Source organism: Methylobacterium sp. J-070 (assembly GCF_022829385.1).
Taxonomy (GTDB): Bacteria; Pseudomonadota; Alphaproteobacteria; order Rhizobiales; family Beijerinckiaceae; genus Methylobacterium.
On record NZ_JAKSXX010000067.1, the window covers coordinates 1 to 6030 of the forward strand.

At 63.8% G+C, this 6030-nt stretch carries 7 protein-coding genes; 4 read left to right on the forward strand and 3 right to left on the reverse strand.

The features are described from left to right. Positions 1–139: 139 nt before the first annotated feature. Entirely contained in the window at positions 140–382 is a 243-nt protein-coding gene (locus tag MKL01_RS05150; protein WP_243904153.1) for a transcriptional regulator, read from the reverse strand. Positions 383–492: 110 nt separating this feature from the next. On the opposite strand from MKL01_RS05150, the gene MKL01_RS05155 reads away from it, so the two are divergent. The 4 genes from MKL01_RS05155 to MKL01_RS05170 all read left to right on the forward strand — a co-directional run bounded on the left by MKL01_RS05155 (position 493) and on the right by MKL01_RS05170 (position 4461). Beyond that, positions 493–783 (forward strand): hypothetical protein, encoded by a 291-nt coding sequence (locus tag MKL01_RS05155; protein WP_243904154.1) that lies wholly within the window; start codon positions 493–495, stop codon positions 781–783. 274 nt (positions 784–1057) lie between these two features. Further along, on the forward strand, positions 1058–1519 hold the full coding sequence (locus tag MKL01_RS05160) for a hypothetical protein (RefSeq protein WP_243904155.1): 462 nt from the start codon (positions 1058–1060) through the stop codon (positions 1517–1519). A gap of 83 nt (positions 1520–1602) precedes the next feature. Next, positions 1603–4080, forward strand: coding sequence for a GAF domain-containing protein (locus MKL01_RS05165; protein ID WP_243904156.1), 2478 nt, complete (start codon positions 1603–1605; stop codon positions 4078–4080). Between the two features lie 39 nt (positions 4081–4119). Further along, positions 4120–4461 carry a response regulator gene (locus MKL01_RS05170; protein ID WP_313901438.1) on the forward strand — a complete coding sequence of 114 codons (342 nt, stop codon included), beginning with the start codon at positions 4120–4122 and terminating at the stop codon, positions 4459–4461. A 276-nt stretch (positions 4462–4737) separates the two neighbouring features. On the opposite strand, the gene MKL01_RS05175 is transcribed toward MKL01_RS05170, so the two are convergent. Then, positions 4738–4944, reverse strand: a complete 207-nt coding sequence (locus MKL01_RS05175) for a hypothetical protein (protein WP_243904158.1) — start codon at positions 4942–4944, stop codon at positions 4738–4740. Positions 4945–5775: 831 nt separating this feature from the next. Then, a partial coding sequence (locus tag MKL01_RS05180; protein ID WP_243904159.1) for a hypothetical protein occupies positions 5776–6030 on the reverse strand: 255 nt, incomplete at its 5' end.

The following is a 6030-nucleotide window of genomic DNA, read 5'->3' on the forward strand; positions in this document are numbered from 1 at the left end:
CCTTGTGAAAGGCGGCGATCGACCGCTGTGGCGCCCCCCGAGACCGGGCACTGGCGAGGAAGAACTCTTCTTCAATGCCGAAGCGGTACTCGTTAGCCATCGCGGATCGCCCCCGGTGCCAGCCCTTTTCGGCCTAACCCTACCTCATCCGTTCCCGGAACCGGATCCCGGCCCCGCCGCCGTTCTCAGGGATGAACTCCAGGCCGGCAGCCTCGAAGGCGCGTCGCAAAGCTGCGATCGTCGGCCCATGAGCTGACAGCGTGCCTGGCGTCGCCTCAAGCCGCTTGATGGTCGGCAGCGATACACCGGAAGCCTCGGCCAGGTCCTTCTGCTCCCATCGAAGCAGTGCGCGCCCCGCGCGGACCATCTCGCTACTGAGCATCCATAGGCCTCAATTTGATACCTCAGAGATAAAAACGATACCTGGGGCATTGACAATGCTCTAAGGTTCGTATGATACTCCAGGCATCGAATACGAGCAAGGCTCAGCCGATGTCCTACCGCACCGTCTCCTGGACCCGCATCGACCGCGCCGGCCAGGACGCCCGCACCAAGATCCCCGCTGGCCTGATGAGCGCCCGCGCCCTGGTGCAGCTCGGCGCCCGCACCCGCCCCCTTGTCGTCGCCGGCCAGTACGACCGTGCCGCCATCATGACCGCCGCCTGCAAGGCCGCCATCGGCATTCAGGAGCGGTGCGGCGTCTCCCGCGCCGAGGCGATGTCGTCCGCCCTCAAGGCCACCTGGCAGGTCGCCAAGGCCGCACACCGCGCCGCCGCACACTAAGGAGCCGCATCCATGCCTCAGGATCTTCGCTCCTACGCTGCTACCGGCACCCGCAATCGCCGTCGCTATGAGGAAATCGCTTGCGGCATTCACCGCGCGGCCTTCGCCCTGTCCGGCGACCGTTACGCCACGGTCGACGAAATGCGTCACATCATGTCGGACCCGCTCGCCTACTACGAGCAGATCGAGGACGCGTTCACCGCAGAGACCGGTCGCTACATCCGGTGCGGATGCGCCTTCATCGCCAGCACCGACAAGGTGGCCGAGGCCACCCATGAGCAACGTGCTCACGTTCACCCCGCGCCCGACACCGATCGCTCCGGAAGTCCCGGAGCCGCTAGCAGGGGCCGAACTTCGGGCGCAGATCGAGGCGGGCGTACAGGCCGCTCTCGACCTCGCGGACCACTACATCGCCGTGCTGAACGGCATGGACGGATGCCCAGATCTGGAGGACGGCGGGGACGCCGAGCCGTCCCTGGCGGCTCCCGAGAGCGCCACCGGCAGCCAAGTCGTCTACATGCGCGGGAACGATCAGGACCGGGAGGCTGAGGCGCCCGAGGCCGTGCTGCCGGAGGTGGCGGCCGAGCCGGTGCCCGAGGCCGAGATCCTGCCCTGGCGAGGCCGGGGCAACGTCATCGCTGCCCTGGGCGTGACGATCCTCGACATGGTTGGAGATCGTCGTCGTGAAACAAACTGCTGCTTGAATGCAAAAGCCTGTTTGTTAGTGGTCCGGTAGCGGCAATGGGGAACAGCGTGCTGACGAAGCGTAGCGGATGACGTATGCCGGAGGCATAGCGACCTGCCATTATGAAGCCATCCTTGATCCCGACTGCAGTCAATGATCCCAGTCGCCTGGAGGCTTTAGCGGCCTACGGTATCCTCGACACCCCAGCTGAGCTGGGGTTCGATGGCATCGTGCACTTGGCCTGCCGCCTGTGCGATGCGCCGGTCGCGCTGGTCAGCCTGGTTGCTGAAGATCGGCAGTGGTTCAAGGCTCGGATCGGTTTCTCACTTGGTGAAACCGATCTCAGCAGCTCTGTCTGCGCCCATGCGCTCGCACAGCCGGATGATCTGCTCGTCATCCCGGATCTGGCTATCGATCCGCGCACGGCTGATAACCCATTGGTCACGGGCGAGCCGTTTATCCGCTTCTACGGCGGTGCTCCGTTGCGCACTTCAACCGGCCTCGTGCTCGGCAGCTTGTGCATCATCGACAGCGTGCCTCGCCCGGCGGGCTTGACCGAGACTCAGGCTGAGGATTTGCGCGCCCTGGCCAAGCAGGTAATGAGCCAGCTAGAACTGCGCCGTGCGCTGAACAATCGGGATGCTATGCGAGCGGCCGAGGCGCAGGAATATCGTGCCCGCGAGGCGTTGCGCGATACCCAGGCAGCGGTGGCCAACGCCGCGGGCGACCTTGAGGCGACCCTCTATGCCGTGGTCGAAGGCGCAATGCGAGCGGTTCCCGCGGCCGAGGGCGGTGCGATCGAACTGCTCGTTGCAGGCGAGCTGGAGTACCGCTCGGTGCGTGGCACGCTGGCGGCACATCTAGGCCTGCGGGTGCCCTTAGCTGGCAGCGGCGCAGGCTACAGCGTCACCATGCGTGCGCCGTATTTGATGACCGATGCCAGCACCGATCCCCACGTCCAGCGCGATCTGATCGGCACGCTACAGCTCGGCTCGGCGGTATTTGCGCCGATCCTGCGTGGCGACGTTGTGCTCGGCGTCCTCAAGCTGCAATCCCACCGGCCGATCGCCTTCGATCAGCGCGACCTGGACCTGATTAGTCTGTTCGCCGGGGCTGCGACCGCTGGCTTGACTGAGGCCGCGAATAGGGCCGAGACGCGCGCTAAGGATGTGTACTGGCGAGGGTTGTTCGACCGACTGAGCGAGGGGTTTGTGGTCGGCGAGGTCGTACGTGACTTGCATGGTCGAGCCAACGACTGGCGATATGTCGAAGTTAATCCGGCCTGGGGCGAACTACTCGGCTTCGACGCCACATCCGTCGCTGGCCGGACGGTCCGCGAGGTGTTCCCCGACCTTGAGGATGCATGGGTCGATGAGTTCGTACAGGTCGTGGAAACCGGCCACGGTGCGAGCTTCACCCGGCAGATTAGCGCGATCCGTCGTTGGTACGAGGGTCGTGCGTTCAAGCTCGACGGCGACCGTTTCGGCGTAATCTTCCTCGAGGTTACGCAGCGTATCGAGGCAGAGAAACGCCGCACCGCATTGCTTACGCTCGGTGACCGGTTGCGTGATTTGGCGACCATCCCCGAGATGACTCACGCCGCAGCCGAGATCGTCGGCCGCACGCTTGGGGCGAGCCGTGCGGGGTTCGGGCGGATCGTCGGCGACGTCGAGGAGATCGAGATCGAGCTGGACTGGACTGCGCCAGGTGTCGGCAGCATTGCGGGGCGGCACGTGTTTGACGACTATGGCGACATCCGCTCGCATCTGCGCCGAGGCGATGCCCTGGTGATCGACGATGTGACCATGGATCCGCGCACACGGGATGACCCGGCCGCCATGCGAACGATCGGTATCGGCGCTTTGGTCAACATGCCGGTGCGTGACCGCGAGCGTACAGTCGCAGTGTTCATCGCTCACGACGATAAGGCACGGGTCTGGACCCCGGAAGAATTAGCGTTCCTGCGCAATGTCGCCGATCGTGTCGAGGTCAGCGTGGCCCGCGTGCGAGCGGAAGAGCTGCAGGGGGTGCTCAACAAGGAGCTAGCACACCGTCTGAAGAATACCCTGGCGATCGTGCAATCGATTGCCACGCAGACCCTCCGAGGGGTCACCGAGCGTCACCTAGTCGAAGCCTTCGAGCGAAGGGTACTGGCGCTATCGCGGGCCCACGACGTGCTGATGCAGAAAAGTTGGACGGCGGCGAAGATGCGCGCGGTGATGGAGGGCGTGCTGGTTATGCAAGCCGATCTCGATCGCTTCGCCCTCGACGGACCGGACCTGGACATCAACCCGCAGGCGGCACTCTCGCTATCACTGCTGCTGCACGAACTGGCGACCAATGCGCTCAAGTACGGCGCGTTGTCTGCCGACGCCGGTAAGGTCCGCATTGCGTGGCGCACTGAGGCGGGGCAGGCGGCCACCCTGGTGCTCGACTGGACCGAAAGCGGCGGCCCACCTGTCACCCCTCCGACCAATCGCGGCGGGTTTGGTTCGAAGTTGATCCGGATGGGGCTGGTGGGAACGCGGTCAGCGAACCTTCGTTACCACCCCGTGGGTTTGCAGGCTGAGTTCCGCGCCCCGCTCGCGGAAGTTCAGGTGCAGACTCACTAAGCCATCATGGGCCAGTCTCGTCCTCCACACCCGACTTATGTGCTCGTCGTCGAGGATGATCCCATCCTCATGATGGGGCTGGTCGAGTTCGTCGAAGATGCCGGTTGCGAAGCCATTGAGGCAACGACGGTTGTCGAGGCGATCCAGATCCTCGAAGCTCGCCTGGACATCCGCACGGTATTCACTGACCTCGACATGCGCGGCTCGACCGCTGGGATGCAACTAGCGCTGCTGATCCGCGAGCGCTGGCCACCGCTTGAGCTACTGATGATCTCCTCACAGCCATGGGATGCAGCGCAGATCCCAGCGCGCGGAGTAGTGCTTAGCAAGCCATTCGACCGGCGCAAGATTGTCGCCGCCATCCGGCGATTTGCTGTCTAAGCTAAGTTTCGGTTGGTCTCTGCCGCAGCTTCAATTGCGATCGCCAGGAGGGGGTTCTTCAGGCTTATATGATAGCCGATTGCGCAGGCATCCGGTTTCCAGACTTACGTCACGCGATGCCGAGCCTGATGTGATCGTCGAGGTGTAGGTACTGCGGGCTAAACTTGGCGACGGCACACAGGCCGGCCCAGTCACAGATCGCTAGTTGGCATGAGCGCGGGCCGATCAGATCCCCTTGGCGCATAGCCTGCATAGTCCGGTTCACATGGACGGAGGTCAGTCCAGCGCATCGGCGAGATCAGGCTGCCGCAGCGGCATCGGCATGGTGTGTTCCCGTGCGAGACCGACAGCTGCTAGGTGTAGGTACGGTTCGCAGATGAGGTGAGCCAGTCTCTGGCGGGCGTCGCGCCGGCCGAGGCTGGTGATCCAGGCACGGTCATCGTGGTTCTTCGCGATGAAGGTGCGTTTGGCATGCGCCAGCACCTCGTCGTCGGTCGGCTCGCCTACAAGAATGGTGCGGACTGTGCGAACGAGTACGCATGGTTCACCGCGACTCGACTTATACCTCTATCTCAAGGGTGTCGGCCTAAGATCGGTAGGCAGATTAGCTGTCTAGGCCCAGGCCATGGATCAGGCTGCCGATCGGGTCGAACCGGTCAGCGGATTTTGGAGCTGCCTCGGGTGCAAGGATCTGCTCAACCATTGCAGGCGCTCTCGGTGCGCTGCGAGTCAGGGAGGCTTGGTGCACGCGGATACGGCGTTGAGCCACCCTGTGCCGCCGCCCCTGAGCATCGCGCGCCTCCTGTCGAGCGGCCACCGTATCAGGCGGCAGGACAACGTTCGGTTGCGGAACCTGAATAGGCCCAGCTTCAGCGGCCTGAGCGGTCGTGATGACCGCGTTGGACAAGGTGCTGAGAGCGCTCACACGTGCCGGCGGATTAACCCACGTCATTGTGCTGGCAGGCACTTCCACGTTCACTACGGGCGCCCGTACCTGCCGCGGCAAGTCCTCGTAGTTGCCGGGATGCAGAATGTGCGCAGCGGCCAGGAGGCCGAATGCAGCAACAGCAGTCGTCGCGAGGGTGGACTTAAAGTGTTCCATGCCCGTTGAACGAACGGCTGAGCTTACGGTTCCGCTTCGAACGCCGGTGCTGGTTGAAGATCATCCACGATGCATCGGTGCCACACTCGTTTCGTGCGGTCGGCCAGCTCGACTACCAAGACTGTTGCCGGCCTGGCACTCATGGCCAGGATCGTCGAGGTACTCAATCGTCCGGCAGGCTCTCTGAAGCCTGTTGCCCAAATAGCTGCAGATCACAGTGCAGTCGGACAGGCCGCCATGATCGCGGTGGCTAGCGCGTTGCGGAACGTCTTCTCTTGCGGTCCGGCACGCTTCACCCGATCCAAGGCGGAGGCTTTTACGATGGCAGCGATGTCCAGGCTGTGGCCGCTGGGAAAGCGGTAGGGACCAGCAGCCGGGTCCCGCATGTACGCGTCGATCGCCGCAACGATCTCCTGGCTGCTGATGATGCCGGCTCTGCGCAGGTCCGCGAGGGTCGAAGGTCTGGC

What these genes read in the sequence shown, in the direction of transcription:
- MKL01_RS05150 (WP_243904153.1), bottom strand. Translation starts at nt 382, where the DNA reads ATGCTCAGTAGCGAGATGGTCCGCGCGGGGCGCGCACTGCTTCGATGG.
- MKL01_RS05155 (WP_243904154.1), top strand. Translation starts at nt 493, where the DNA reads ATGTCCTACCGCACCGTCTCCTGGACCCGCATCGACCGCGCCGGCCAG.
- MKL01_RS05160 (WP_243904155.1), top strand. Translation starts at nt 1,058, where the DNA reads ATGAGCAACGTGCTCACGTTCACCCCGCGCCCGACACCGATCGCTCCG.